The sequence below is a fragment of the Prevotella sp. P4-119 genome, assembly GCF_002251345.1.
Taxonomy (GTDB): domain Bacteria; phylum Bacteroidota; class Bacteroidia; order Bacteroidales; family Bacteroidaceae; genus Prevotella.
Genome location: NZ_NPJB01000047.1, coordinates 28527 through 52241, shown reverse-complemented (window position 1 = coordinate 52241; position 23715 = coordinate 28527). Strand labels below are relative to the sequence as shown.

At 43.8% G+C, this 23715-nt stretch carries 22 protein-coding genes and 1 pseudogene; 14 read left to right on the top strand and 9 right to left on the bottom strand.

Translation table 11 applies throughout. From position 1 onward, the window contains the following. Positions 1 to 667 (bottom strand): annotated as a pseudogene (locus CIK89_RS05355) (IS1380-like element IS612B family transposase); the annotation flags it as partial. A gap of 150 nt (positions 668 to 817) precedes the next feature. On the opposite strand from CIK89_RS05355, the gene CIK89_RS05350 reads away from it, so the two are divergent. The 12 genes from CIK89_RS05350 (at position 818) to CIK89_RS05290 (ending at position 9297) form a co-directional block, all read left to right on the top strand. Beyond that, a complete protein-coding gene (locus CIK89_RS05350; RefSeq protein WP_094390369.1) occupies positions 818 to 1105 on the top strand; it encodes a hypothetical protein in 288 nt (95 codons plus the stop codon). 21 nt (positions 1106 to 1126) lie between these two features. Next, positions 1127 to 2161, top strand: a complete 1035-nt coding sequence (locus CIK89_RS05345) for an alcohol dehydrogenase (protein ID WP_094390368.1) — start codon at positions 1127 to 1129, stop codon at positions 2159 to 2161. A gap of 15 nt (positions 2162 to 2176) precedes the next feature. Continuing rightward, complete coding sequence (locus CIK89_RS05340; RefSeq protein ID WP_094390367.1) at positions 2177 to 3949, top strand: alpha/beta hydrolase fold domain-containing protein; 1773 nt, start codon at positions 2177 to 2179, stop codon at positions 3947 to 3949. A 19-nt stretch (positions 3950 to 3968) separates the two neighbouring features. Beyond that, the gene (locus CIK89_RS05335; RefSeq protein WP_094390366.1) at positions 3969 to 5510 is read left to right on the top strand and encodes an agmatine deiminase family protein; all 1542 of its coding nucleotides are present in this window, start codon (positions 3969 to 3971) and stop codon (positions 5508 to 5510) included. Positions 5511 to 5735: 225 nt separating this feature from the next. Next, positions 5736 to 6173, top strand: coding sequence for a DUF4186 domain-containing protein (locus CIK89_RS05325; protein ID WP_094383290.1), 438 nt, complete (start codon positions 5736 to 5738; stop codon positions 6171 to 6173). Then, complete coding sequence (locus CIK89_RS05320) at positions 6170 to 6376, top strand: hypothetical protein (RefSeq protein ID WP_094390364.1); 207 nt, start codon at positions 6170 to 6172, stop codon at positions 6374 to 6376. Before CIK89_RS05325 ends, CIK89_RS05320 begins: the two co-directional genes overlap by 4 nt. A 10-nt stretch (positions 6377 to 6386) precedes the next feature. Next, on the top strand, positions 6387 to 6620 hold the full coding sequence (locus CIK89_RS05315) for a hypothetical protein (protein ID WP_094390363.1): 234 nt from the start codon (positions 6387 to 6389) through the stop codon (positions 6618 to 6620). 113 nt (positions 6621 to 6733) lie between these two features. Next, positions 6734 to 7270 carry a flavin reductase family protein gene (locus tag CIK89_RS05310; RefSeq protein ID WP_094390373.1) on the top strand — a complete coding sequence of 179 codons (537 nt, stop codon included), beginning with the start codon at positions 6734 to 6736 and terminating at the stop codon, positions 7268 to 7270. Next, positions 7270 to 8022: an MBL fold metallo-hydrolase gene (locus CIK89_RS05305; RefSeq protein WP_094390362.1), complete on the top strand. Its 753-nt coding sequence runs from the start codon at positions 7270 to 7272 to the stop codon at positions 8020 to 8022. Before CIK89_RS05310 ends, CIK89_RS05305 begins: the two co-directional genes overlap by 1 nt. Before the next feature lie 26 nt (positions 8023 to 8048). Then, positions 8049 to 8228, top strand: a complete 180-nt coding sequence (locus CIK89_RS05300) for a transcriptional regulator (protein ID WP_005816310.1) — start codon at positions 8049 to 8051, stop codon at positions 8226 to 8228. Continuing rightward, positions 8228 to 8746, top strand: coding sequence for a ribonuclease H (locus CIK89_RS05295; protein ID WP_094390361.1), 519 nt, complete (start codon positions 8228 to 8230; stop codon positions 8744 to 8746). Before CIK89_RS05300 ends, CIK89_RS05295 begins: the two co-directional genes overlap by 1 nt. Positions 8747 to 8850: 104 nt before the next feature. Further along, complete coding sequence (locus CIK89_RS05290; protein WP_254046620.1) at positions 8851 to 9297, top strand: PepSY-like domain-containing protein; 447 nt, start codon at positions 8851 to 8853, stop codon at positions 9295 to 9297. 161 nt (positions 9298 to 9458) lie between these two features. Here CIK89_RS05290 and CIK89_RS05285 read toward each other — a convergent pair whose 3' ends face one another. Beyond that, positions 9459 to 10205, bottom strand: coding sequence for an aldo/keto reductase (locus tag CIK89_RS05285; protein WP_254046619.1), 747 nt, complete (start codon positions 10203 to 10205; stop codon positions 9459 to 9461). Here CIK89_RS05285 and CIK89_RS13910 point away from each other — a divergent pair. Together CIK89_RS13910 and CIK89_RS05280 are read left to right on the top strand one after the other, a co-directional pair. Further along, positions 10192 to 10314 (top strand): hypothetical protein, encoded by a 123-nt coding sequence (locus CIK89_RS13910; RefSeq protein WP_256387347.1) that lies wholly within the window; start codon positions 10192 to 10194, stop codon positions 10312 to 10314. The two genes, CIK89_RS05285 and CIK89_RS13910, sit on opposite strands and share 14 nt — an antisense overlap. 133 nt (positions 10315 to 10447) lie before the next feature. Further along, positions 10448 to 12238 carry a 1-deoxy-D-xylulose-5-phosphate synthase gene (locus CIK89_RS05280; RefSeq protein WP_094390371.1) on the top strand — a complete coding sequence of 597 codons (1791 nt, stop codon included), beginning with the start codon at positions 10448 to 10450 and terminating at the stop codon, positions 12236 to 12238. A 108-nt stretch (positions 12239 to 12346) separates the two neighbouring features. Here CIK89_RS05280 and CIK89_RS05275 read toward each other — a convergent pair whose 3' ends face one another. From CIK89_RS05275 to carB, 7 genes are all read right to left on the bottom strand, one after another. Next, the gene (locus tag CIK89_RS05275) at positions 12347 to 12895 is read right to left on the bottom strand and encodes a hypothetical protein (protein WP_144007355.1); all 549 of its coding nucleotides are present in this window, start codon (positions 12893 to 12895) and stop codon (positions 12347 to 12349) included. A gap of 583 nt (positions 12896 to 13478) precedes the next feature. Further along, the gene (locus CIK89_RS05270) at positions 13479 to 14069 is read right to left on the bottom strand and encodes a hypothetical protein (RefSeq protein WP_094390359.1); all 591 of its coding nucleotides are present in this window, start codon (positions 14067 to 14069) and stop codon (positions 13479 to 13481) included. Further along, entirely contained in the window at positions 14066 to 14860 is a 795-nt protein-coding gene (locus CIK89_RS05265) for a hypothetical protein (protein ID WP_094390358.1), read from the bottom strand. Before CIK89_RS05265 ends, CIK89_RS05270 begins: the two co-directional genes overlap by 4 nt. A gap of 7 nt (positions 14861 to 14867) precedes the next feature. Further along, positions 14868 to 15911, bottom strand: coding sequence for a hypothetical protein (locus CIK89_RS05260; protein ID WP_158214974.1), 1044 nt, complete (start codon positions 15909 to 15911; stop codon positions 14868 to 14870). Between the two features lie 206 nt (positions 15912 to 16117). Then, a complete protein-coding gene (gene ppdK, locus CIK89_RS05255; protein ID WP_094390356.1) occupies positions 16118 to 18838 on the bottom strand; it encodes a pyruvate, phosphate dikinase in 2721 nt (906 codons plus the stop codon). 395 nt (positions 18839 to 19233) lie between these two features. Continuing rightward, positions 19234 to 20385: a hybrid sensor histidine kinase/response regulator gene (locus tag CIK89_RS05250; protein ID WP_094390355.1), complete on the bottom strand. Its 1152-nt coding sequence runs from the start codon at positions 20383 to 20385 to the stop codon at positions 19234 to 19236. An 83-nt stretch (positions 20386 to 20468) separates the two neighbouring features. After that, positions 20469 to 23714, bottom strand: coding sequence for a carbamoyl-phosphate synthase (glutamine-hydrolyzing) large subunit (gene carB / locus CIK89_RS05245; RefSeq protein WP_094390354.1), 3246 nt, complete (start codon positions 23712 to 23714; stop codon positions 20469 to 20471). Position 23715 lies beyond the last annotated feature (1 nt).

The following is a 23715-nucleotide window of genomic DNA, read 5'->3' as shown; positions in this document are numbered from 1 at the left end:
GAGCAGGAACCGCAGTCTGCCCTGAAGCGATTTACACGGATGTTCTGGGATTCCAGAAGAGCGAAGAATCTCTTATGGGTGTCTGCCTGATGAAAACGCACATTCGTGTTACCATCGCTGTTCTCGATATAGACTATCTTGTCACCGATAACATATACGCCAGGCCTGTAGCCGAGGAACTTTTTGTAGGTCGGTTTTGCATCATACTTCTCCGTTTCAAGGAACTGATGGTCAAAGTCAACATCGTATTCCTCAATTTCCTTCAACTCGCCTGTAGAAACCAAAGCGTTTATAAGCAATGTGTTGAGTTTGTCTGCAGTATTGAAATCATAGGTCTTGCCTTGGTCGGAAGTATAGGAGATGTTTTCCTGTGTCAGTTCCTTGATGGCTCTGAGGATGGTATCAGAGCTGCATGTACGAAGGGTAGGATGATACGAGAGAGGCGCATCAGTTGTGACGTTACATCTTCCACGCATGAGCCGCCACAGAAATAAACGCTCATCAGCGAACGGACTATCTCGCTGAACTGATATCCGAAGATACTGCTGCATCTCTGACCCAGTGTTGAGTCGATAACGGGTGAAAGCATGGAGTCAAATTTCTCCATGATTGAAAAAATTCCTCCAAAAGGTGTGAGTTTCTCAGATTTAATTTGTATTTTTGCCATGTCATATTAGAGTTTTGCTTGTTTTCTTTTTGCAACACTAAGATAAGTGAAAATTCTGACATGGCAAAATCCTGGGCAACTTTTTGTTGCTCAGGAACTTATAAATAAAGTTAAATTATAGTGTTGCGGAATTAAGGTAGAAATTTCTTGTTGACCGAAACAGTAAGGCTACATGAGCATCTTGACGATTCTATATCCATCATATTGTCTCCAAAAGAAAACATAAGCAATGAGGAGGATGAGAGTAGCCTAAGATCAATTCTAAAGGATGAGTATAAATACAAATTCCAATCTGTAACATTGGAGAATTTTGTATCTGCGCTTATAAGAGAATTTCCCGACATAGACATCTTCCGAGGATTTGAAAAGAGATACCTTGATTTTGAACGAGTGGAAAAGCTAATCAACCGTGCAGGAATCCATGAAAATTCAAAATGATAACGAATTTACGAGTAAATAATGAAAGCATACACATATATAGATAAAGGTAGGTTTGAATTGGTTGAAAAGCCTAAGCCTATGATCCAGGAGCCTACGGATGCCATCGTCCGTGTGACCATGAGCAGCATCTGTACAAGTGACCTGCATATCAAGCACGGCAGCGTACCAAGGGCTGTGCCTGGTATCACCGTCGGGCATGAGATGGTTGGCATCGTGGAAGAACTGGGCAGTGAAGTCCAAGGATTCTGTAAAGGAGACCGTGTGACGGTGAATGTGGAAACTTTCTGTGGAGAATGTTTCTACTGCAAGCATGGCTATGTGAACAACTGTACATCGCCACACGGTGGATGGGCACTTGGCTGCCGCATCGATGGCGGTCAGACGGAATATGTTCGTGTACCATTGGCACAGCAGGGACTGAACCATATCCCCGACGGTGTTACAGACGAACAGGCGTTGTTTGTGGGTGACATCCTCGCCACAGGTTTCTGGGCGGCACGTATCAGCGAAATCTCTACAGATGACACTGTGTTGATTATTGGAGCAGGACCTACAGGCATCTGCACTTTGCTTTGCACCATGCTGAAACATCCCAAGCACATCATTGTCTGTGAGCAATCAGCTGAACGTCGGGCTTTCGTTAAAGCGCATTACGCCGATGTATTGCTGACGACTCCAGATGAATGTTCCGACTTCGTAATGCAGCACAGCGACCATGGAGGTGCTGACCGAGTACTGGAAGTGGCTGGTGGTAAGGACACTTTCCAACTGGCCTGGCAATGTGCTCGTCCCAATGCAATAGTGACTGTTGTTGCCCTTTATGATGAGCCACAGGTACTGCCTCTGCCTCAGATGTACGGCAAGAACCTTACCTTTAAGACGGGAGGTGTGGATGGATGTGATTGCCAGGAAATCCTGCAACTCATCAAGGAGGAAAAGATTGACACCACACCGCTCATCACCCACCGTTTTCCGTTGGAGAGGATAGCTGAAGCCTATGAACTCTTTGAGCAGAAGCGAGATGGAGTCATCAAAGTGTCTATAACTCAATAAACAGATAAAGGAAAGATGAAGATACATCAAATCATATTCAACCCCACAGAAGGGACTCGACGTGTGAGCGAAATCCTACATTTTCTGCTTCTCACCTTTTTCCTGGCTTACATCCAGACTACAGAGGCGAAAGGTCAATCCTCATATTTTTCATATGGGGCAAGCATGATGAATGGGGATTTGTATTGCGGTCATCAGGAGGACAGTGTTTTTGCTATGCATAGCGTCATGAAATTTCCACAGGCTTTATACGTAGCAGACTACTTGCACAAGAAAGGACTGACACTGAGCGACTCTGTTCTTGTACACAAGGATAGCCTGGACGCTGAGACATGGTCGCCCATGCTGTCAAAATTTGAAGGGGCACGTTATTTCACGTTTGCTGAGTTAATAGAATGGTCTTTGCAGCAGAGCGACAATAATGCTTGCGACCTTTTGTTTGCATCATGTGGACAACCGGATGCAGTAGAGAAATATATCCATACGCTTGGATTCAAAGACATCCATGTGCGACTGACAGAGAAGGAGATGAAAAAGAATCCTCATAGAGCCATAGAAAACTCAGCTACTTCGAAAGAAATGACCAGACTCTTGGAGTGGTTCTATCTTCATAGGAATGACAACAAGAATCTCTCCTTTATCTGGAATACAATGGCAGATTGTAATACTGGTAAGCAACGCATAGCAGCAATCTTGCCCAAAGACGGCAAACTGATTCACAAGACAGGTTCTGGTTTTCCTTCTTCTGACGGAAGACAAGACAGAAACGATGTTGGAATCGTTCTTTTGCCCGACGGTTCTCACTTGTCTATTGCCATCTTCTTGCAAAAGTCAAAGGAGGAGAAAGAGGTGGCAGAGATCGCAGAACAATGTTTGATGCGCATCCAGGCGGATAAATTCCTACGCAACATGCCGCCAGACCTACAACACAAACAGACATTGGCTATACTCAGTGCTATTGATGGAGATAACAAAGCGTTGATGGCTGTCCGCAATGCCCGGAATGCTCCACCCAAGTATTCTGACCATGTGGAAACAAAGATGATTACCCCAAACATGCGCCTATATGAGCCCAAGGGAAGTCAAGACCAACACCTTCCTGTATTGTTGTATCTGCATGGAGGTGGCTGGACTTTTGGCAGCATCAACAGTTGTGGAAGATTCTGTGATGCCCTGGCTGCATCGGGCAAGATGAGAGTCATCGCTCTTGACTATCGCTTGGCTCCAGAGCATCCTTATCCTGAAGGACTGGACGACTGTATCTCTGCCGTCAATTACATCATCGACCATGCTGCAGAGCTACATATTGATGCCAACCACATCACCATTGGCGGTGACAGTTCAGGAGGCAACCTTGCTTTGGCCACGGCTTTGTCAGAAACATGCTGCGGCAAAATAGAATCCTTGCTTCTGTTCTACCCTGTGACAAAGGCTTTTGACGATGGTTCGGAATCATGGCAGCACTATGGTAAAGGCTTTGGTCTGGATACCGAAATCATGGAAGCTTTCAATCGGGCGTACACCATCAATGCTGACAATCGCTGTTCTGCCATTAGCGTAGGCCTGTGTAGTGATGAAGTGTTGAATATGCTTCCGAGAACCTTGCTCATCGCTGCTGAAAGGGACATTCTGCGCGATCAAGGATTGAATCTTGCAGAAAGGATGTGCGGAAATATACAACGGATAGAATATAAAGGAGCCGTACATCTTTTCATCACAGTTCCCGGCCAGGATACGGCATTTGACAGAGCAGTCAAAGATGCCATTGGATTTATTTGTAACAAATAATAAAACGAAATATTCAGTTATGAGCAAAATTGAAGAACTAAAGCAATTAATGTCTATTGAAGGCTGTAATACAGCACCAGACATCAAACGACATTTCGACCATATAGCAAAATTGTTGTTTGAATGTTTCGTCATTGAGTACGAAGGCTCACTCTATTTATTCAATGATATTGAGTTCTATTATTACAACAAGAACCATCGAGACATTATTACCCATCCACGTATCTCCAAGGCAATGCGATGGTATATAAACGATTTTGGTGGGATTGACTTAAATTTTGAAAGTTCGATAAAAGCCAAAATCATCTCCAATGACAAGAAGAAATCTTCAAAACATTATTTTTTGGATGATAATGCTTCTTTCGGCGGAATTCTTCTACGCAAATTAACGAAGGAAGATGGCAGTGAGATACTGGACGGTCCATGGGCTTGCGCTGAGCTTTTCAGGACTTTCAATGCAGTTAGTGGAGATGGTGATTTCCCTCGCCTGGTTGAACATAACAATGGCAGTGTAGCATATGTATGTGAGAAAAGAAAAAATCTTCGAACGCAGCAGCAAAACATTGAAAAAAAAGTATGTAGCATTATTGGAAAATTTGAGTCATATCCAAAATTTGAACTCCTATGCAACGACCTCGCGATATTCGAGGAGAAAAGATATAGGTATGTTCGTTGTGAAAATCTGATGCATGATTCCGACACTAATGAAGTGTATTTCTCCACATGGCTAAAGGATAAACGTGACGGCCATCCAGAGTTCTATCATAGGCTTATTGACTTGCTGAATGATATTGGAATAACGACAAAAGAGTTACATTACACGGAGGATTACTGGGCTCGTGACTACATGCCCATTCAATTGGGAAAAGAAGAGTTCGTGAAGTATCGTTATTATCCAGATTATCTTGTAAATAGCAACAAACCAGGCGATGCTGACACAATAACAGATTGCACAAAAGTGCTACATGGAATGGGTATAAACTGTCGGAAAACAAACCTTATTATTGATGGTGGTAATATGGTTTGTTGTGGCCCTTATATCGTCATGACTGATAAGGTATATACAGAAAATCATTACGAAAAGGGAGACATGGCGTTCAAGCATAAATTGGAATCAGAACTTGGTCATCCTGTGATAATCATTCCTTGGACTTTACATGGAGATTTCAACTCTGATGATACTGATAAATATGGGCACTCTGATGGTTTTCTCAGGTGGTGTGGAGATAATCGTATTCTAATGGGAAACCATGGTGATGAATATCCAGAAGAAGCAAAAGAGATAAAAGATATTCTGGTAGAATATGGATTCTCTGTCACAGAAATGCGTTTCAACGATATTGTTTCTTCTCCTTGTAAAGAACTTAACTGGGCATATATCAATTTTCTTCAGGTTGGAAAGCATATTGTTATGCCATCCTTCAATATCGAGGAAGACAATATAGCGTATCAGTATGTCAAAAACGCCTTTCCTGATTGTCATATACATCTGTTAGAAATGACGGAAATAGCAAAAGAAGGAGGAGCTTTGCATTGTATTAGTTGGAACATTCAAAGATGAGGACTGAATAAACCCAACAATAATGACCGCACCGAATATTGAATCATCCACACGAGAAGAGCGTTTGGATTACGTCTTGAACGAATGGCGATGTCTGCATAACTGCGAGATATGCGGCAAATGCCATGTTCTTAAAGGTCGAAGCGAAGAATCGCTATATGCCGACTATATAGACGGCAAGCGGTCGTATATGGATATAACATTGGAAATCAGAAGTAACAGATAATGGTGTCACAGAAATACATATATCCATCATTGTTCCCTGAGGAAGAATTGAATGAGAACATTTCTTCTGAGAGGAAAGAATATGACCTGACGAATCTCTTTGAGAGATTGGCAAAGTCAGATTTCCGTAGCCGTTTCCATCTGTCAATGAAAGACAGGGAATATATAATGGAAAAGGGGTTGCCTACGATACGAAATCACGCTGAGGACTTCATAGCAAAAAGACTTGCTCCGGCTGTTATACCGAACGACGGCAAGCAGACTCCTATGCGTGGGCATCCTGTTTTTTTGGCCCAACATGCCACTGGCTGTTGTTGCCGGGGCTGTTTCTTCAAGTGGCATCATATTCCAGCAGGCAGGGCACTGACTAAGGAAGAACAGGAATATGCTGTTGCTGTATTGATGGCATGGATTGAAAAACAGATGAATAAAGGATGAAGATAGAAGAAGCCATAGTATATGTGATTGTGAAGAGAAATGGCGGTATGACTACCGATCAAATTGCTGATGCCATCAATCGCCAAGGGTTGCACCAACGAAAAGACGGGCAACCTGTGACGAGCAATCAAGTGTATGCAACGATTTGCCGCTTTCCTGAAATGTTCACAAAAGAAGCAGGCAGGATTATGTTGATGATATAAACTTAATGAGATGACAATAGATACAACCAATATGTGCTCACACCTTCAGAAGAAGCTGTTTGAACCTGATGGTGTGTATTATCCGATATGGCAAGCCATGAAGGATGATGAGACCTTGACGGCTGTGATACGGAGCAGGCAGTTGAACATCTACAGGAATGGGAAGAAGATTCTCATTCTGGCAGGTAAGGCACAACCGAAGATAATACGAGAAGATAAATTGAATGAATTGATAACAATATAATGAATAGAACAATGAACCGACGAACGAAGGAAACGCAGAGTAATGTAGGCATTAACTCTGCTTTACAAGGAGGAGGAAGACCAAAGGTCAAATCATTTGGACAAAAATCGTGGATGCTTCCACAGCCGGTACTGATTATCGGCACATACGACAAGAACGGCAAGCCCAATGCTATGAATGCAGCTTGGGGCGGTCAATGGGACGCAAAGGAGATTATGATTTCCATGGGCGCACATGCCACCACCGCCAACCTGAACAACTGCCCTGATTTTACCGTGGCATTTGCTACAAAGCAGACCATGGTAGCTGCTGACTTCGTGGGCATCGTATCAGCCAAGAACGATGCCGACAAGATGGAGAAAGCAGGTTGGAAATGGGAGAAGTCAGAGAATGTAAACGCACCCGTCTTCACCGACTTTCCCATGACCTTGGAGTGCCGCATCAAGGAAAAGATTGACGAGTCGGAAGAGGGCTATTACATCGTGGCAGAGATAGTCAACATCCTTGTGGATGAGAACTATCTGGCAGAGGACGGCAAGCCCGACATGGAGAAGATGGAACTCATCGTGTTCGACCCGATACATCATGGTTACATCGAACTTGACAAGACCATTGGAAAGGCATTCTCAGATGGCAAGGCTTTGAAATGATGACACTCAGATACATCTTCCATAGTGGATTCCTGCTTGAAACGGCTCGGTGCATCCTGGTCTTTGACTACTGGATGGATCCTGCCGATGTTATGAGTGGGTACATGAATACATGTAAACATGTGTACGTGTTTTCAAGCCACTTCCACGAGGACCACTTCACGAAAGCAATCCTCAGATGGAAGAATAGCATCCCCAATATTACATACATCCTGTCAAAGGATATACTCAAACGAAGAAGAGCGCAGAAAGAGGATGCCGATGTATGGATGGCCAAAGGAACGGTATGGGAAGATGAAAACCTGAAAGTGACAGCCACGGGCAGCAATGACAGTGGCGTGAGCTGGATTGTGGAGACAGAAGGTAAAACCATCTTTCATGCTGGCGACTTGTGCAACTGGTACGCACGCTTTCTTGTTGACGGCACGCCTGAAGGAGAGGTCTTCAGTGAAGAGTTTGGTCAATACATCAATCCTGTGGCAGAGGAAAAGCGGTTCCTTGGTGAACTTAAAGACATCCGAAAGATTACCGACTCCTTTGACCTTGTGATGTTCCCTGTGGACGGACGCATCGGCAATGGCTATACGCTGGGAGGGCGTCAATTTATCGACCGCTTCAAGGTTGGAATATTCGTTCCAATGCACTTTGTCATGAGTGGGTTTGAGAGTGCGTGGCGCATGGAGCCTTTCTGCAAAGAAAAGGATGTCCCCTTTTGGTGCATCGGGCACGAAGGAGACTGCATAACAATATAATAATAACACATTAAATCGTTAAAACAATGGACGCAAAAGAAAAAGTATTAGCAACAATGAAAGAGGCAGGTCAGCCTCTTAACGCAGGTAAAATCGCAGAGCTCAGCGGTCTCGACCGCAAAGAGGTAGATGCAGCCATGAAGCAGTTGAAGGCAGAGGGCGCAATCGTCTCTCCTGTTCGTTGCAAATGGGCACCTGCAGAGTGATGGTACAGGACTCGACAACATATTATGTATGGATAGGCGGGTCATGTGACTACGGTCATAAAGAGCGAGCTGGTGGTGCTGCCGTTGTGATTGAGCATAACGGTAGCATCATCAGCCGTGATGTAATCAGCGACTTGCATACCACAGAGTTCCGCATGATGCTAACCCTCATGGTGAAGGTAATGCAGGAAATCCCTGAAAGTTCCGACATTATCTTCCTGACCAATGCCGCCTATATTCAAAACTTTGACAAGACTCCAACATCAATGTCGGCCAACCGAACGAGCAGCGAGAGCAAAGATGCAAGCTCGCTTGCAATCTCTGCCGAGTCGCGAGGGAAGAAGGCGAGAGCCAACTCCGACTTGATTATTCAATGCATCGAGGAAAAGAAGAGACACAAGTCTGTTGGAGTCAAAATCGTACAATATCATAAGAGCCCATTGCTGATAGAGACCCATGATAGGGCTACGGAAGCAATGGCTAAGACAAGGAAGGAGTTTCATCAGAAGCTGCAATAGAATTTCTCTTTAAACATTCAGGCACGATTTGCGTCTAATTCTTAGGTAATGGCGTTTAAGCACCCATCGCTTTTTAGGTATTATAAATTTTTAATTTTTAGCTTATGAAAAGAATTTTTCGAATATTGATGATTGCCATTTGCTGCATGGTTTCATGCAATATGGCGGCGAATGCGGGCAACGACAAGCCTATCTCTGTAAATGCACTTCCTGCCAAGGCCCAGACCTTGCTCAATAATCATTTCAATGGTCAGAAGGTGATGCTTGCAACGATTGAATCGGGAGTTGTCAGCAGAAGCTATGATGTGGTTCTGCAGAATGGCACGAAGCTGGAATTCGACAAAAAAGGAAATCTTACAGAGATAAACTGCAAGCAGGGAATCGTGCCAGCTCTGTTGATTCCGCAAGCCATCAAGAACTACTTGAAGGATAATTATGCAGGACAATCGGTGAAAAAGATTGAAATGAACAAGAATGAATACGAGGTGGAACTGACAAACGGATTGGATTTGACCTTCAACAAGCATTTCCAATTAATAGATATTGACTGATCTGCATTTTGTAAATAGATGTTCCTGCATAGGGTGAAAACAACAGATAAATTATATGACTGTTTTAAGTAAAAAGTTACAGAGAATATGAATTATCTCCGTAACTTTTTACATTTTCATCTTATATGTTTTGGGAGCATTTCACTCCAAACCATACCGTATTAGAAATCACATGTATCTGGGTCTGCACCTATTCTGTCAGCCTTCAGCGATGCGATTTCAAACATTTCCTGCTGAGAGAGTTCAAAGTCGAAGACATCGAAGTTTTCCTTGATTCGGCTTGGAGTAACCGACTTTACCAGTGGCAGCACGCCTGTCTGCATCACCCAACGGATAACTACCTGAGCTACACTCTTGCCATGGTTGGCAGCAATCGATTTCAAGAGAGGATTATCCAAGACATTACCTCTTCCCAATGAGCTCCATGCTTCCACAAGAATGTTGTTCTTCTTGCAGAACTCAACACACTCCTTCTGGGTGAATCCAGGATGATACTCTATCTGGTCAACCATCGGACAGATGTTTGCCTTCGCCATTACTGGCTCTGCATGATGCTGCATGAAGTTGGAAAGACCGATGCTGCAAATCAAGCCCTCTTCATGCAGACGATCCATCGCTTTCCAAGTATCTACATTCTGCTGATTTGCATCCTTGCCAAACTGCAACTCGTTGGCTGACCAATGGATGAGGTTGAGGTCAAGATAATCGAGACCTAAATCGCTCAAAGTCTTGTCAAACGCCTTCAAGGTCTTGTCGTAGCCACACTCCGTGTTCCAAACCTTGCTGGTAACAAAGAGATTCTCACGTTTGATTCCAATTTCCTTGATTTCCTCGCCCACGCTCTTCTCATTTTTATAGACAGCAGCGGTGTAGATGTGGGTGTAGCCAGCAGCGATGGCAGCTTTCACAGCTTCAACGCAGGTTGCTCCATCAGGAGTAAGAAAGGCTCATCTGATAGAATGGGCGCTGGATAACATGGCTGTGATTCTGAAGGATAGGGATAAGGCAGCAGGCTGATTTCCAAGATGAGTTTTCCGGAAAATCATTCATTTTTTCTGTAGTTTGGGTAATGCGTGTTTCCTGGATTCTTCGTATCTTTGCACCCGGAAATGATGATCATCATATAATCATAACTATAAGTATAAAAAATATGTATATTGAGAAAATAAAGTCGCCAACCGACTTGAAGAAGCTGGATTTGAAGGAGTTGCAGGTTGTGGCTGATGAAACCAGACAGGCTGTGCTGAACCGTGTGAGCAAGCATGGCGGTCATGTGGGACCGAACCTGGGATTCGTGGAGGCTACCGTGGCGCTTCACTACGTTTTTAATGCGCCAAAGGATAAGCTCGTGTTTGACGTAAGCCACCAATGCTATCCACATAAGGTGCTTACCGGGCGCGCTGCGGGATTCCTCGGCGATGTGGATGACATGAATGCCATTTCGGGCTATTCTTCTCCTGCCGAATGTCCGGAGTATGACAATTTTGAGGTGGGGCATACTTCCACTTCCGTAAGTCTTGCCACCGGTTTGCAGAAGGCGCGCGACATCAAGGGAACCGATGAGAACATCATCGCCATTATCGGCGACGGCTCCCTTTCTGGCGGCGAGGCTTTCGAGGGACTGGATGAGGCTTCGGAACTCGGTACGGGCATCATTATCGTGGTGAACGACAACGAAATGTCTATCGCCGAAAATCATGGCGGAATCTACAAGAACCTGCGTGCCCTGCGCCAGAGCAACGGCACCTGCGAGCACAACTGGTTCAAGGCGTGGGGCTTTGAATACAAGTACCTGGAAGAGGGTAACGACATCGGAAAACTCATCCAGGTTTTCGAGAGTGTGAAGGATACGGATAAGCCTACCGTGGTTCACATTCATACAGAAAAAGGTCATGGATTTGCGCCAGCCGTAGCCAATAAGGAGGCTTGGCATTGGGGAATGCCTTTCAATCTGGAAGACGGTTCGCGACCAAGAAGGAATGCCGATGGAACCCTTCCGGAGGTTGCTCCAACAGAGGATTACGGCATCTTATTCTCCGACTGGATGCTGGGCGAGATGAAGCAGGATAAGACCCTAATCGCCGTAACCGCCGGTACTCCTACCGCAGGTGGCTTTACTGCCGATAAGCGCCAACTGGCTGGCAAGCAGCACATCGATATGGGAATCGCCGAAGAGCAGGCGGTGGCCATGATTTCGGGAATGGCGAAGGGCGGATTGCATCCTGTCTGGACCGTTTACAGCACCTTCATCCAACGTACCTACGACCAGATAGCGCAAGACCTCTGCATCAATTCCAACCCAGCCGTAATCAACGTGGTAGGAGGCGGAGTGAACTCGATGAACGACATCACCCACATCTGCCTTTTCGATATTCCGATGCTCTGCAGCATTCCGGGGCTCATCTATCTGGCTCCAACCACCTGCGAGGAGTATTTAGCCATGCTCCGCTGGAGCATTCTGCAGGATAAGAAACCTATCGCCATCCGCGTGCCAAGCAATGGTGTGGTTCATACGTCCGAAGCCGTTGATGCTGAATATGGTTACGAGGCAAAGTACAAGGTGATCCACCAGGGCGAGAAGGTGGCAGTCATCGCCGCCGGTTCGTTCTATCAGAAGGGCGAGAATGTAGTCCGCCTGTTGGCTGATAAGGGCATCGATGCTACGCTCATCAATCCCCGTTATCTGAATGAGGTGGATGCCGAGACGCTGGATAGCCTGAAGGCAAACCATCAGCTGGTGGTAACTCTGGAGGATGGATCGAAGGATGGCGGATTCGGCGAGCGTATCGCCTCTTACTATGGCACTTCAGATATGAAGGTGATGGTGGGCGGCATCAGAAAGGGTCTCTACGATAGATATGATGTGCAGCAGTTGCTTTCGGATAATCGCCTGCTCGATGAGCAGATTGTGGAAGACGTTTTGTTAGTAATTAATGATTAGTTATTAGTTAGTCGGCATAGTTAGTTTTTATTTAACGAGAAATCCAAGCCGGAGAATCATCTCTAGCTTGGATTTCTTCTGTTTTATCATCGAATGTTTGTCTTAATCTTAGTCATCATCCCAATCTCTATCGTGCTTCCACTTCTTCTTGTCGTGCTTCCACTTCTTATCGTGCTTGTGATGCTTGTGGTGCTTACACGGCTTTCCTGGTCCATAAGTTACATGGGTTCCGCCTGGGCATCCTGGTCTTCCGTAGCTGCACTCAGGGCGAGGGCGGCGCTTGTCGTGTCCCCAGTTATGCTTTGGATACTTGGTGTAAATATGGTGAACATACACATGATTCTGCCAGCCGATAGGGCGATAGAAATAGTATGAGTTCTTAAATTTCTTCCATTGTCTGGCGGTCATCATGCGCTTGAGCTGCTTGTTGCGGTAATGCCAGCCGTAGGCATCGATGTCGCGATAGCTGCGGATGCTATTGAGATAATTGAGATTGATGTTCAGGATGCTGTTGCGCTGGGCGCTGCTCAATCCCAGTTCCACCACCATCTTATCTGTGATAAAACGGGCTTCTGCCTGAATATTTGTCAGTCTCTGAGCATCCATAGATGTAATCATCATCCATGCTGCTACCAATGTCATAATCATTCTTTTCATAACTATCTTCTCTTTAAAGGGTTATTACTGCATTTATTTCTGGTGCAAAGAAAGTGCAAACGAGTACAATGAAAGCTTGCTTTCAAATTGTCGAGTGCAGCCTTTCTTCTAACGTAGTGCAAAGATAGGGAGAATAGCTGAAAACAACAAGGGGAAAACCATAATCTGATGTATGATTTTCCCTAAAAGCATCGGGGGAAACTCCCGTAATAAAATTGTAGTAACAGCACCCTCAAATTTGGGAAACATATTGCCTGTTTTCGACGTCTTATTCTGCAAATGAAACGCACAGAATGAACGCAAAAAGAAATGGTAAGTGTCTGTCACGCAGACGCTTACCATTTATACTACTGAATTTCAGCATTTTCTGTCTATTCTTCGACAGCTGCCTGCGCGGCGGCTAATACGAAAGATAACTTTCTGATAATCGATAATATACATAAGGACTGGTCAACATTTGAGATGCAGTTTTCGTGCATTCTGCACGTTCTGCACGTTGCAGACTCGTATTCTCTTGCAAGAATATTCACTTACATAATAAAATATTCCATCATCTAATCCTTACTTTTTAAAGGTTTACTTTTTAATGCTTTTGAATAATATTTATTTCCAACGTGTCAGTACGCATAACATCACAAAGAGTGTAAGAGTCCCCTCTTTCTGTATTATGAAACAACGTGATTACATGAGTTATGTCATCTTTCGGAATGTATGTGCACTTATTCTTGTCGTATATAAAAAATCTCGGATCAGAAAAAGCCACTAGTTTACACTTAAAGGGCAGTTTTCCGATAACTGGATTGTTTACAGGGAAGTCTTTTGGAGCCATGGAATGTGAACTTTGTTCTTCTAAAGAAAACAATTCCTTGAACTCACGCCCTTTCCGAATATAGACAGTATCCACGCCTTCTACAAAAAGAAAAGATATAACATCACTGCAATAATTATTGTGAACATAGAATGATATACTGTCACTTTTTATCTTCCCTGCTTGATGGATAGTAAAAAACAAAAGTGAGTCCTGTTTTTGCTCTTTCATTTCTATGCGCCATCCACCTCTATCAAATATTGCCTCAAATTTGCGATCATTAGACGATAAGGTGATATATGGAAGTGACATATATATCACTACTGGTAAAAAAAACAGGACCAATATATATATCTTTTTTTTCATTTAATAAAGTAATTCCACAGGGATTTTATAGAACTTCCCACTGACCTCAAAAGGTTATCCATTTTTTTGTTATAGCTCGCATTGTTGTATCCCATAGTCCATCCATACCTTTCGGCATTTCTTGTAGATTTACCCTCCATTCCACCTTGGTATGAATCAAATGCTATTCTCGATGCCTCCCAAGACATTCCATTTACTCCTGCAACATATCCTGCTGCTATGTTTCCTATATCCCTGGCAGAAGTATAAATAGTTTGTCCTTTTCCATTCTCTCCTACAGGCATACCGCGATAGATGTCTATACCTTTTATTGGACTGTTTGTTCCATTTGTCACTTTAAAATCATAAGGCTTATTATTTCGTGCATTCATCATGTAATCATCTATCATTGGAGGATTATTAGAAATGATTTTTTCAAGGAATTTGTCGCCACTCCTATCATTTGTGTCAATAATACTTCCGACACTCCATTGACCTCCACCTTGAGCTTCACTATTATAGAATGATGTCATTGATGTAGTTACTCCAATGGAATTGCCACGAACAAATTCTCCCTTTTTATTAAATGAACCAACATAAATGTTTTTATCCTTATCGTTTAGATTACCACCTACAACTTGATATTTTCCATCTCCTTGATTAATTACCCATGTGCTTCTTCCATCAGGATCAATACAATTTACTGGATTTCCGAAACAATAAGCATACGGCGAAATCCAGGGCCATGCATTTGCATTTACGGTTACTATTGAAATAGCAACTGAAATTAAGACTTTCTTTAATCTGTTCATAATGACTTTATTTTATAATTTGTACATTCTTTCGAATTCTCTCCATATCTTCTGGAGTCTGCTTCAATTTATTCCGTAGTTCCTCTGTTTCTTGAGTCCAATGAGTTGCTCTTAGGTCTTGTAGACATTGCTTAGATTGAGCATCATTCTCATCTGTATAATCATCTCGAAGATGCCCATTTTGTTCAAGATGCCTCTGTAGTAGCGTATCCAAGGATTTACCTTTAGTAATTATCGCATTAGGATTCATTGCATAGTATTTCAACGAAGTTTCTACACATTTTAGTGTAAACTCATCATAACGCGAAAACTTATGATAATATGCTAAAGCCAAGTCACTTAATTGGCAGGCAACGGTTTCTTTATCTGTTAACGGCGAAAGGTATGTTTTTGCAATAATTGCTGAATCTTCTATCTCAAAATGTTCTTTTATCCCCCAAGTCGGTTGATACTGTTGGGCAGTAACCTCAACATTCACCCAGTCTTCAGGAAACAAATTATCTTCATCCTTGTACATAATGAAGCAATGTCGTGGGGCATGTGCTATATAAGCCTTTGCTCCAAGTTCTTCTGCATACAGTTTGAAAGCCCATGGGAGCGAATGGCATTGTCCTTTATGCGTCTTTAGGGTTCTTGATACTAATTGATGATGCCAATCTTCGTCAGGATACTCAGTACTAAAATCATAAGAAAATATAGTATAATTATTTCCTGATAATGATTGAAAGAAGAATGTACAGATTGCAATCTGTTTTGCAGTCTTATAATTTTCCCACTTATTAGCAGTGATTAGTCTCCTCATGTATTGTGCCCCTCTTTGCAACGGTTCACAAAAATCTTGCTCATAATCGAGATGCCCATCAAGATACGCCCATTCAGCAAGAAACACACTCCTTTTAATAGATAGTGGCTTCTTGTCTTCAAGCATATCTACAATTTCTTTGTATGCAGACTCGAATCGCTGCTGCATTTGAACCTGTTGTGCTCTTAAATCAGGAACAAAGAGTACAATACAAAGAAGAAATAATACTATCTTTTTACGCATTTCCAATATCAATATTATTATGGATTATCCGACATTTCGAGTGACATGACAGTCTTGTATTACATAGAGCCTAAAACACCTATTATCTCTGCTCTGCATTCATATATACACGCGTCTTGCAGACGTAACATGCAAAATATTAGCTAAAATCAAGACAAGAACCTGTTGCCAGATCCTTGTCTTGTATTTAACTGATTTTCAGCATCTTTCGTCTATTCCTCTACAGCTGCCTGCGCGGCAGCAAGTCTTGCGATGGGCACGCGGAAAGGAGAACATGATGCATAGTTCATACCAATCTTGGCACAGAACTTCACAGAACTTGGTTCACCACCATGCTCACCACAGATGCCACAACGGAGATCAGGACGTGTTTCGCGACCCTCTTTAACGGCATACTTGATGAGACGGCCTACACCCTCTTGGTCGAGTACCTGGAATGGGTCAACCTTAAGAATCTTCTTGTCGAGATATACAGGCAGGAACGAAGCAATATCGTCACGGCTGTAACCGAAGGTCATCTGGGTAAGGTCGTTAGTACCGAATGAGAAGTACTGTGCTTCGCTGGCAATAAGACCTGCTGTAAGGGCAGCACGTGGAATCTCAATCATAGTACCAATCTCAAACTCTACCTTGATGCCATATTCAGCAAATACCTCCTTGGCAGCATACTGAATAACATCCTTCTGCTGTTTGAGCTCCTTGATGGTACCGATCAATGGAACCATAATCTCTGGCATAGGATTCTTTCCTTCCTTCTTCAGTTCACATGCTGCGCTGAGAATAGCACGGGTCTGCATGGCTGTAATTTCAGGGAAGGTAATACCAAGACGACATCCGCGATGTCCAAGCATCGGGTTGTTCTCTGCCAGAGAATCCACACGACGCTGGATGGTGGCGAGATCTACGCCCATCTCCTTGGCCATTACTTTTTGACCTTCGATATCGTGGGGAACGAACTCGTGGAGAGGTGGATCGAGCAGACGGATATTTACGGGCAGACCGTCCATTGCTTCAAGAATTCCCTTGAAGTCAGCTTTCTGATAAGGAAGAAGTTTGGCGAGTGCCTTTTCGCGTCCTGCGATACTATCAGAAAGGATCATTTCACGCATAGCCACGATCTTCTTGTCCTCGAAGAACATGTGCTCGGTACGAGTCAAACCAATACCCTTGGCACCAAACTGACGTGCAACCTGTGCATCGTGTGGAGTGTCTGCATTGGTACGAACCTGAAGTTTGGTGTATTTATCGCAAAGGTCCATGAGTTCTTTGAAGTCGCCACTCAGTTCTGCAGCCTTGGTAGGTACTTCGCCTGCATAAACCTGACCTGTGGTACCATTAAGTGAGATGTAGTCACCTTCTTTATATACGACTCCGTCAATCTCAACGGTCTTAGCATGATAATCAACATTGAGTGAACCTACACCTGATACACAGCATTTACCCATGCCACGTGCTACAACGGCAGCGTGAGAGGTCATACCGCCACGTGCTGTCAGGATGCCTTCTGCGGCAGACATACCGGCGAGGTCTTCTGGAGAGGTTTCAATACGTACAAGTACCACTTTGTGGCCATCTTCATGCCATTCCTGTGCATCGTCAGCATGGAATACAATCTGTCCGCATGCTGCTCCTGGAGATGCAGGCAGACCCTGTGCAATAACTTTTGCTGTGGTAAGAGCTTTTTTATCAAAGATGGGGTGAAGCAGTTCATCAAGCTTCTGTGGTTCACAACGCATGATAGCGGTCTTCTCGTCGATTTTTCCTTCGTGAAGCAGGTCGATGGCAATCTTCACCATGGCAGCACCTGTACGTTTTCCGTTACGGGTCTGAAGGAACCAGAGTTTGCCCTCCTGTACGGTGAACTCCATATCCTGCATATCGCGATAGTGCTCTTCGAGTTTCTCCTGAATGCCGTTAAGCTGTGCGTAAATCTCTGGCATAGCTTCTTCCATTGAAGGATATTTAGCGACACGCTCTTCTTCTGAGATTCCTGCACGTTCTGCCCAACGCTGTGACCCCAGCTTTGTAATCTGCTGTGGTGTGCGGATACCAGCCACAACATCTTCACCCTGTGCATTAACGAGATACTCACCATTGAATACGTTTTCACCATTAGCGGCATCACGGCTGAAGCATACACCAGTAGCTGAAGTCTCACCCATATTACCGAATACCATGGCCATTACCGAAACAGCTGTACCCCACTCGTCTGGAATGCTTTCCATCTTACGATAGAGGATGGCACGTTCGTTCATCCATGAACGGAACACCGCACAAATAGCACCCCACAGCTGTTCAATAGGATTGTCTGGGAATACTTTGCCTGTACGTTCCTTGATAGCTGCTTTAAACAGCTGAACGAGTTTCTTCAACTCATCCACAGAAAGGTCTTTGTCGAGTTTCACACCACGCTCAGCCTTCACTTGTTCGATAATCTCCTCAAACGGATCGATATCCTCTTTATTCACAGGTTTCATTTCGAGTACGACGTCGCCATACATCTGTACGAAACGGCGATATGAGTCATAAACGAAGTGAGGGTTGTTTGTCTTCTTTACCAATCCTTCTGCCACCTCGTCGTTAAGACCAAGGTTCAGGATGGTATCCATCATACCAGGCATGGAAGCACGTGCTCCAGAACGAACAGACACGAGCAATGGATTTTCTTTGTCTCCGAACTTAGAGTTCATCAGTTCCTCGATGTGCTTGACAGCAGCCATGACATCATCGTTAAGCAACTGCATGATTTTCTCTTGTCCTACCTGATAGTATTCGTTGCAACAGTCAGTAGTAATGGTGAATCCTGGAGGCACAGGCACTCCAATAAGGTTCATTTCGGCAAGGTTGGCACCCTTACCACCAAGTTGTTCACGCATTTTTGCATTACCTTCAGCTTTTCCATTACCAAAGGTATAAACTCTTTTTTGGCTCATAAGTTAGCTTTGATGTTTGTTTATTAATTATTGTTATTGATTTTTCTATTCGGCAAAGATAACATATTTCCTTGTATTATGCAAGAAAAGAGTAATTTTTTTCATCATTTCTTTAAATAAGTCATTCATTACGGCTTCCTACATGACAGAGGTGGCAACTTATGCTTACTTATATTTATATAGGAAGTAAGTCCCATTAAACTCCCATTTTTATAGTACTTAGAAGAGACTTATTGAAGAGGTAAGCATAGGATCGTATTAACCCGAAGACATTTCCAAAACATCCCGAAGAAGAATAAAGTGTCATAAGTTCACGAAACACAAACAGGGGCGATCATTCAAAAGATGCCCCTGTCTGTATTTTATTGTAATAATCAAAATGTATGATTACAATATTATGCTTCTTCTTTCAACAACGGTACTAAGAAACTGAAGGTAGAGCCTTCTCCTAAGGTTGATTCCACCATCACGTCGCCACCATTCTTGCGAGCGAAATCTGCACAAAGCTGGAGTCCAAGTCCAGAACCTTCCTCACCACCTGTACCATAAGTGGTTTCTCCTTTATGGAACAAGGTATCAATACGTTCTGGAGCAATTCCGACACCATGGTCGCGAACGCTGATTTTGGCAAACTCGCCCGACTTCTTATAATATACCTCGATTCCCTTGCCTTCTGGGGTAAACTTAATAGCGTTTGAAATGAAGTTGCGCACCACGGTTTTCATCATATCGTTGTCAGCTCGTACTTTCAGATGCTCCTCAGAAGGAATATACTGAAGTTTGATCTTCTTCATCTCAGCAATCATCGTGAAGATATCAACCACACCAGGAACGATATCATCGAGTTCGAGATTCTGATAAGCCACTTCAAGGCGTCCAGTCTGACTCTTGGTCCACTTCAACAGGTTGTCAAGCAAGTCATGAGTCTCTTCTGATTCACGATTGGCCTTATCGAGCAAACCAAAGATCTCCTCGCCAACCATATCCGGCGTCACCACGTTGACACAGAGGTTAAGTACCATACGGATGGATGCCATAGGCGAACGCAAGTCATGTGCGATTACTGAATACATCTTATCACGGTTAGAAATGATCCGCTTGAGCTTTTCATTTTGCTCTATAATATAGCGTTTGGCTGCCACCAAGGAAATCTGGTGCATGACTCGCATGATCAGTTCTTCCTTATTGAAAGGCTTCGTCAAAAAGTCATGAGCTCCAACTTGGAATCCATGTACAAGATCACTTGGGCTATTGAGAGCCGTCAGAAATATAATAGGTATATCTGCTGTCAGGGGATCTTTTTTCAATATAACCGCCGTGTCAAATCCGTTGAGTTCGGGCATCATTACATCGAGCAATATCAAGTCAGGATGTTCGCTACGTGCCACTTCTACACATTGATGGCCGTTAGACGCTGTGCATATTTGAAACTTCTCATTGGTCAGAAGAATCTTCAATAGCAACACGTTACTCGTCACATCATCGACAATAAGTATCTTATAGTCACTTCGGTTTATTTTAGATTCAAGTATGTCACCAAGTTCCATAGTTTTATAATCTTTAAGAGTTTTGACTGTGCAAATATAGTAAACATTTGGCAACCTGCCAAATGTTTACATAATTATTTTTGTCAATACTCTCTCCAAGACTTGATTCCTATATTGTCTAACGATACCGTACAGAACGCCTGGATAAAAGCAGAAGCCAATCGACTGTTGGTAATGAGCGGCACGTTGAGATCGATGGAGGCACGACGGATGAGATAACCATTACTCAGTTCTCCTTCGGTCAGATTTTTGGGGATATTGACTACCATATCCACCTTGTGGTCATGGAGGAGTGTAAGAGCCTGTGGCTGTTTGTCTGATTCGCTGGGCCAATAGACAGTCGTGTTTTCTATACCATTTTCTGTCAGATAGCGTGATGTTCCACCTGTAGCATAGAGTTTGTAGCCATGCTCTACTAACATACGGGCAGCATCAATCATTTCAGCTTTCTGTTTAGGTGTACCTGTAGATAAGAGGACAGTCTTTTTCGGAATGCGATGTCCCACGCTCAGCATGGCTTTCAGCAAAGCCGTAGATGTATTGTCACCCAAGCATCCCACCTCACCTGTTGAAGCCATATCAACGCCAAGTACAGGATCAGCTTTCTGCAATCTGTTGAAAGAGAACTGACTGGCTTTGATACCTACATAATCGAGGTCGAAAAGGTTTTTATGAGGTTTCTCAACAGGAAGACCAAGCATTACTTTAGTGGCAAGCTCAATCAAGTTGATTTTCAACACCTTTGATACAAACGGGAAGGAGCGTGAGGCGCGCAAGTTACATTCAATCACGAGAATGTCATTATCACGTGCCATGAACTGAATATTGAACGGTCCGTTGATGTGAAGCGCTTTGGCAATCTGGCGACTGATGCGCTTGATGCGGCGAACTGTTTCTACATAAAGTTTCTGTGGAGGGAACTGAATCGTAGCATCTCCAGAATGGACGCCAGCAAACTCGATATGTTCTGAAATGGCATAGGCAAATATTTCGCCATCTTTAGCAACAGCATCCATTTCTATTTCCTTGGCATGTTCGATAAACTTGGAAACAACCACAGGGTGGTCTTCGCTCACATTTGCAGCCAACTGGAGGAAGCGCTCAAGTTCTTCACGATTGGAACAAACATTCATGGCCGCTCCACTCAACACATACGATGGGCGCACGAGAACTGGGAATCCTACCCTATCCACAAAGCGGTCTATGTCATCCATCGAGGTCAAAGCGCTCCATTCAGGTTGGTTGACTCCAAGTTCGTTGAGCATCTGTGAGAACTTTGCACGATCTTCTGCGCCGTCAATATCGATGGCAGACGTACCCAGAATCGGCACGTGCTGTTCTGCCAAAGGCATGGCAAGATTATTAGGAATCTGTCCACCAGTCGATACGATGACACCATGAGGCTGTTCGAGGTCAATAATATCCATGACGCGTTCGAAGGTCAGTTCGTCGAAATACAGGCGGTCGCACATATCATAATCGGTAGAAACCGTTTCCGGATTATAATTGATCATGACACTTCTCCAACCTTCCTTGCGTATGGTATTAAGAGCCTGCACACCACACCAGTCGAACTCTACACTCGAACCGATGCGGTAAGCTCCTGAGCCAAGTACGATAATACTCTTTCCATCTTGTTCATATTGAATATCGCTTTCCACCCCACTATACGTCACATAAAGATAATTGGTCTGGGCAGGATATTCCGCAGCAAGCGTGTCTATCTGTTTAACCACGGGAACAATACCCATCGACTTACGTATCTTACGAACAGCAAGTACAGCCTCATGCATATTGTTCATGGTTTCCTCAAGTCCGATGGCACGTGCAATTTGGAAATCGGTAAATCCATAGACTTTTGCCTCACGAAGTAATGTCGCATCAAGTTTTTCTGCCGATGTACCATCATTATTTTTCAGGCCTTTCAACGCCTCGTCGATATCTATGATGTGTTTCAGTTTGTAGAGGAACCACTTATCGATACGGGTAAGTTCGTGAATACGGTCAATATCATATTGCGGAAGATGCATAGCCTTTGAAATGACGAAGATGCGCTTATCGGTAGGTTCACGGAGGGCCGCGTCAACATCCTCAATCTTCAGTTCCTTGTTTTCCACGAAACCATGCATTCCCTGTCCTATCATGCGCAGTCCCTTCTGTATAGCCTCTTCAAAGGTACGTCCGATAGCCATGACCTCACCTACAGACTTCATAGATGATCCAAGTTCCTTGTCAACACCACGGAATTTGGACAAGTCCCAACGTGGAATTTTGCAGACCACATAGTCAAGGGCAGGTTCGAAGAATGCACTTGTCGTTTTGGTAACCGAATTATTGAGTTCAAAGAGTCCATAACCCATACCAAGTTTGGCAGCCACAAATGCCAAGGGATAACCAGTCGCTTTAGATGCCAAAGCAGAAGAACGACTCAGGCGTGCATTAACCTCAATCACTCGATAGTCTTCCGACTGTGGGTCGAAAGCGTATTGTACATTACATTCTCCAACAATTCCGATATGACGGATAATCTTGATGGCAAGGGCACGGAGTTTGTGATATTCTGAGTTTGTCAAGGTCTGAGAAGGAGCAACAACTATTGATTCGCCCGTATGTATTCCCAGCGGGTCGAAGTTTTCCATATTGCAGACGGTAATGCAATTATCGTAACGGTCTCGCACCACCTCGTATTCAATCTCCTTCCAACCTTTGAGAGATTTCTCGACCAATACCTGTGGAGAGAAAGAGAACGCTTTTTCAGCAAGTTTGTTGAGTTCTTCTTCATTATCGGCAAAACCAGAACCTAATCCGCCAAGTGCGTATGCTGCACGAAGAATGACAGGATAGCCCAATTCCGCAGCAGCTTTGCGTGTTTGTTCTATGTTTTCACAAGCCTCACTCTTAATAGTCTTTACGTTGATTTCATCGAGTTTCTCCACAAAGAGTTCGCGGTCTTCTGTATCCATAATGGCCTGTACGGGAGTTCCTAATACGCGTACGCCATATTTATCGAGCACTCCACTCTGATAGAGTTCTACGCCACAGTTCAACGCGGTCTGACCACCAAAAGAAAGCAGGATACCGTCTGGTCGTTCTTTTTCTATCACACGTTCAACAAAATAAGGTTGAACGGGTAAGAAGTATATTTCATCGGCTACCCCTTCTGACGTCTGTACGGTAGCAATATTCGGATTGATAAGTACGGTTTTCACCCCTTCCTCGCGTAATGCTTTAAGGGCTTGTGAACCAGAATAATCAAATTCTCCAGCTTCTCCGATTTTGAGCGCTCCACTTCCAAGGAGCAATACTTTTTTGATATTATCGTATTTCATT

What these genes read in the sequence shown, in the direction of transcription:
- CIK89_RS05345 (WP_094390368.1), top strand. Translation starts at nt 1,127, where the DNA reads ATGAAAGCATACACATATATAGATAAAGGTAGGTTTGAATTGGTTGAA.
- CIK89_RS05340 (WP_094390367.1), top strand. Translation starts at nt 2,177, where the DNA reads ATGAAGATACATCAAATCATATTCAACCCCACAGAAGGGACTCGACGT.
- CIK89_RS05335 (WP_094390366.1), top strand. Translation starts at nt 3,969, where the DNA reads ATGAGCAAAATTGAAGAACTAAAGCAATTAATGTCTATTGAAGGCTGT.
- CIK89_RS05325 (WP_094383290.1), top strand. Translation starts at nt 5,736, where the DNA reads ATGGTGTCACAGAAATACATATATCCATCATTGTTCCCTGAGGAAGAA.
- CIK89_RS05320 (WP_094390364.1), top strand. Translation starts at nt 6,170, where the DNA reads ATGAAGATAGAAGAAGCCATAGTATATGTGATTGTGAAGAGAAATGGC.
- CIK89_RS05315 (WP_094390363.1), top strand. Translation starts at nt 6,387, where the DNA reads ATGACAATAGATACAACCAATATGTGCTCACACCTTCAGAAGAAGCTG.
- CIK89_RS05310 (WP_094390373.1), top strand. Translation starts at nt 6,734, where the DNA reads ATGCTTCCACAGCCGGTACTGATTATCGGCACATACGACAAGAACGGC.
- CIK89_RS05305 (WP_094390362.1), top strand. Translation starts at nt 7,270, where the DNA reads ATGACACTCAGATACATCTTCCATAGTGGATTCCTGCTTGAAACGGCT.
- CIK89_RS05300 (WP_005816310.1), top strand. Translation starts at nt 8,049, where the DNA reads ATGGACGCAAAAGAAAAAGTATTAGCAACAATGAAAGAGGCAGGTCAG.
- CIK89_RS05295 (WP_094390361.1), top strand. Translation starts at nt 8,228, where the DNA reads ATGGTACAGGACTCGACAACATATTATGTATGGATAGGCGGGTCATGT.
- CIK89_RS05290 (WP_254046620.1), top strand. Translation starts at nt 8,851, where the DNA reads ATGAAAAGAATTTTTCGAATATTGATGATTGCCATTTGCTGCATGGTT.
- CIK89_RS13910 (WP_256387347.1), top strand. Translation starts at nt 10,192, where the DNA reads ATGGCAGCTTTCACAGCTTCAACGCAGGTTGCTCCATCAGGAGTAAGA.
- CIK89_RS05280 (WP_094390371.1), top strand. Translation starts at nt 10,448, where the DNA reads ATGTATATTGAGAAAATAAAGTCGCCAACCGACTTGAAGAAGCTGGAT.
- CIK89_RS05275 (WP_144007355.1), bottom strand. Translation starts at nt 12,895, where the DNA reads ATGAAAAGAATGATTATGACATTGGTAGCAGCATGGATGATGATTACA.
- CIK89_RS05270 (WP_094390359.1), bottom strand. Translation starts at nt 14,069, where the DNA reads ATGAAAAAAAAGATATATATATTGGTCCTGTTTTTTTTACCAGTAGTG.
- CIK89_RS05265 (WP_094390358.1), bottom strand. Translation starts at nt 14,860, where the DNA reads ATGAACAGATTAAAGAAAGTCTTAATTTCAGTTGCTATTTCAATAGTA.
- ppdK (WP_094390356.1), bottom strand. Translation starts at nt 18,838, where the DNA reads ATGAGCCAAAAAAGAGTTTATACCTTTGGTAATGGAAAAGCTGAAGGT.
- CIK89_RS05250 (WP_094390355.1), bottom strand. Translation starts at nt 20,385, where the DNA reads ATGGAACTTGGTGACATACTTGAATCTAAAATAAACCGAAGTGACTAT.
- carB (WP_094390354.1), bottom strand. Translation starts at nt 23,714, where the DNA reads ATGAAATACGATAATATCAAAAAAGTATTGCTCCTTGGAAGTGGAGCG.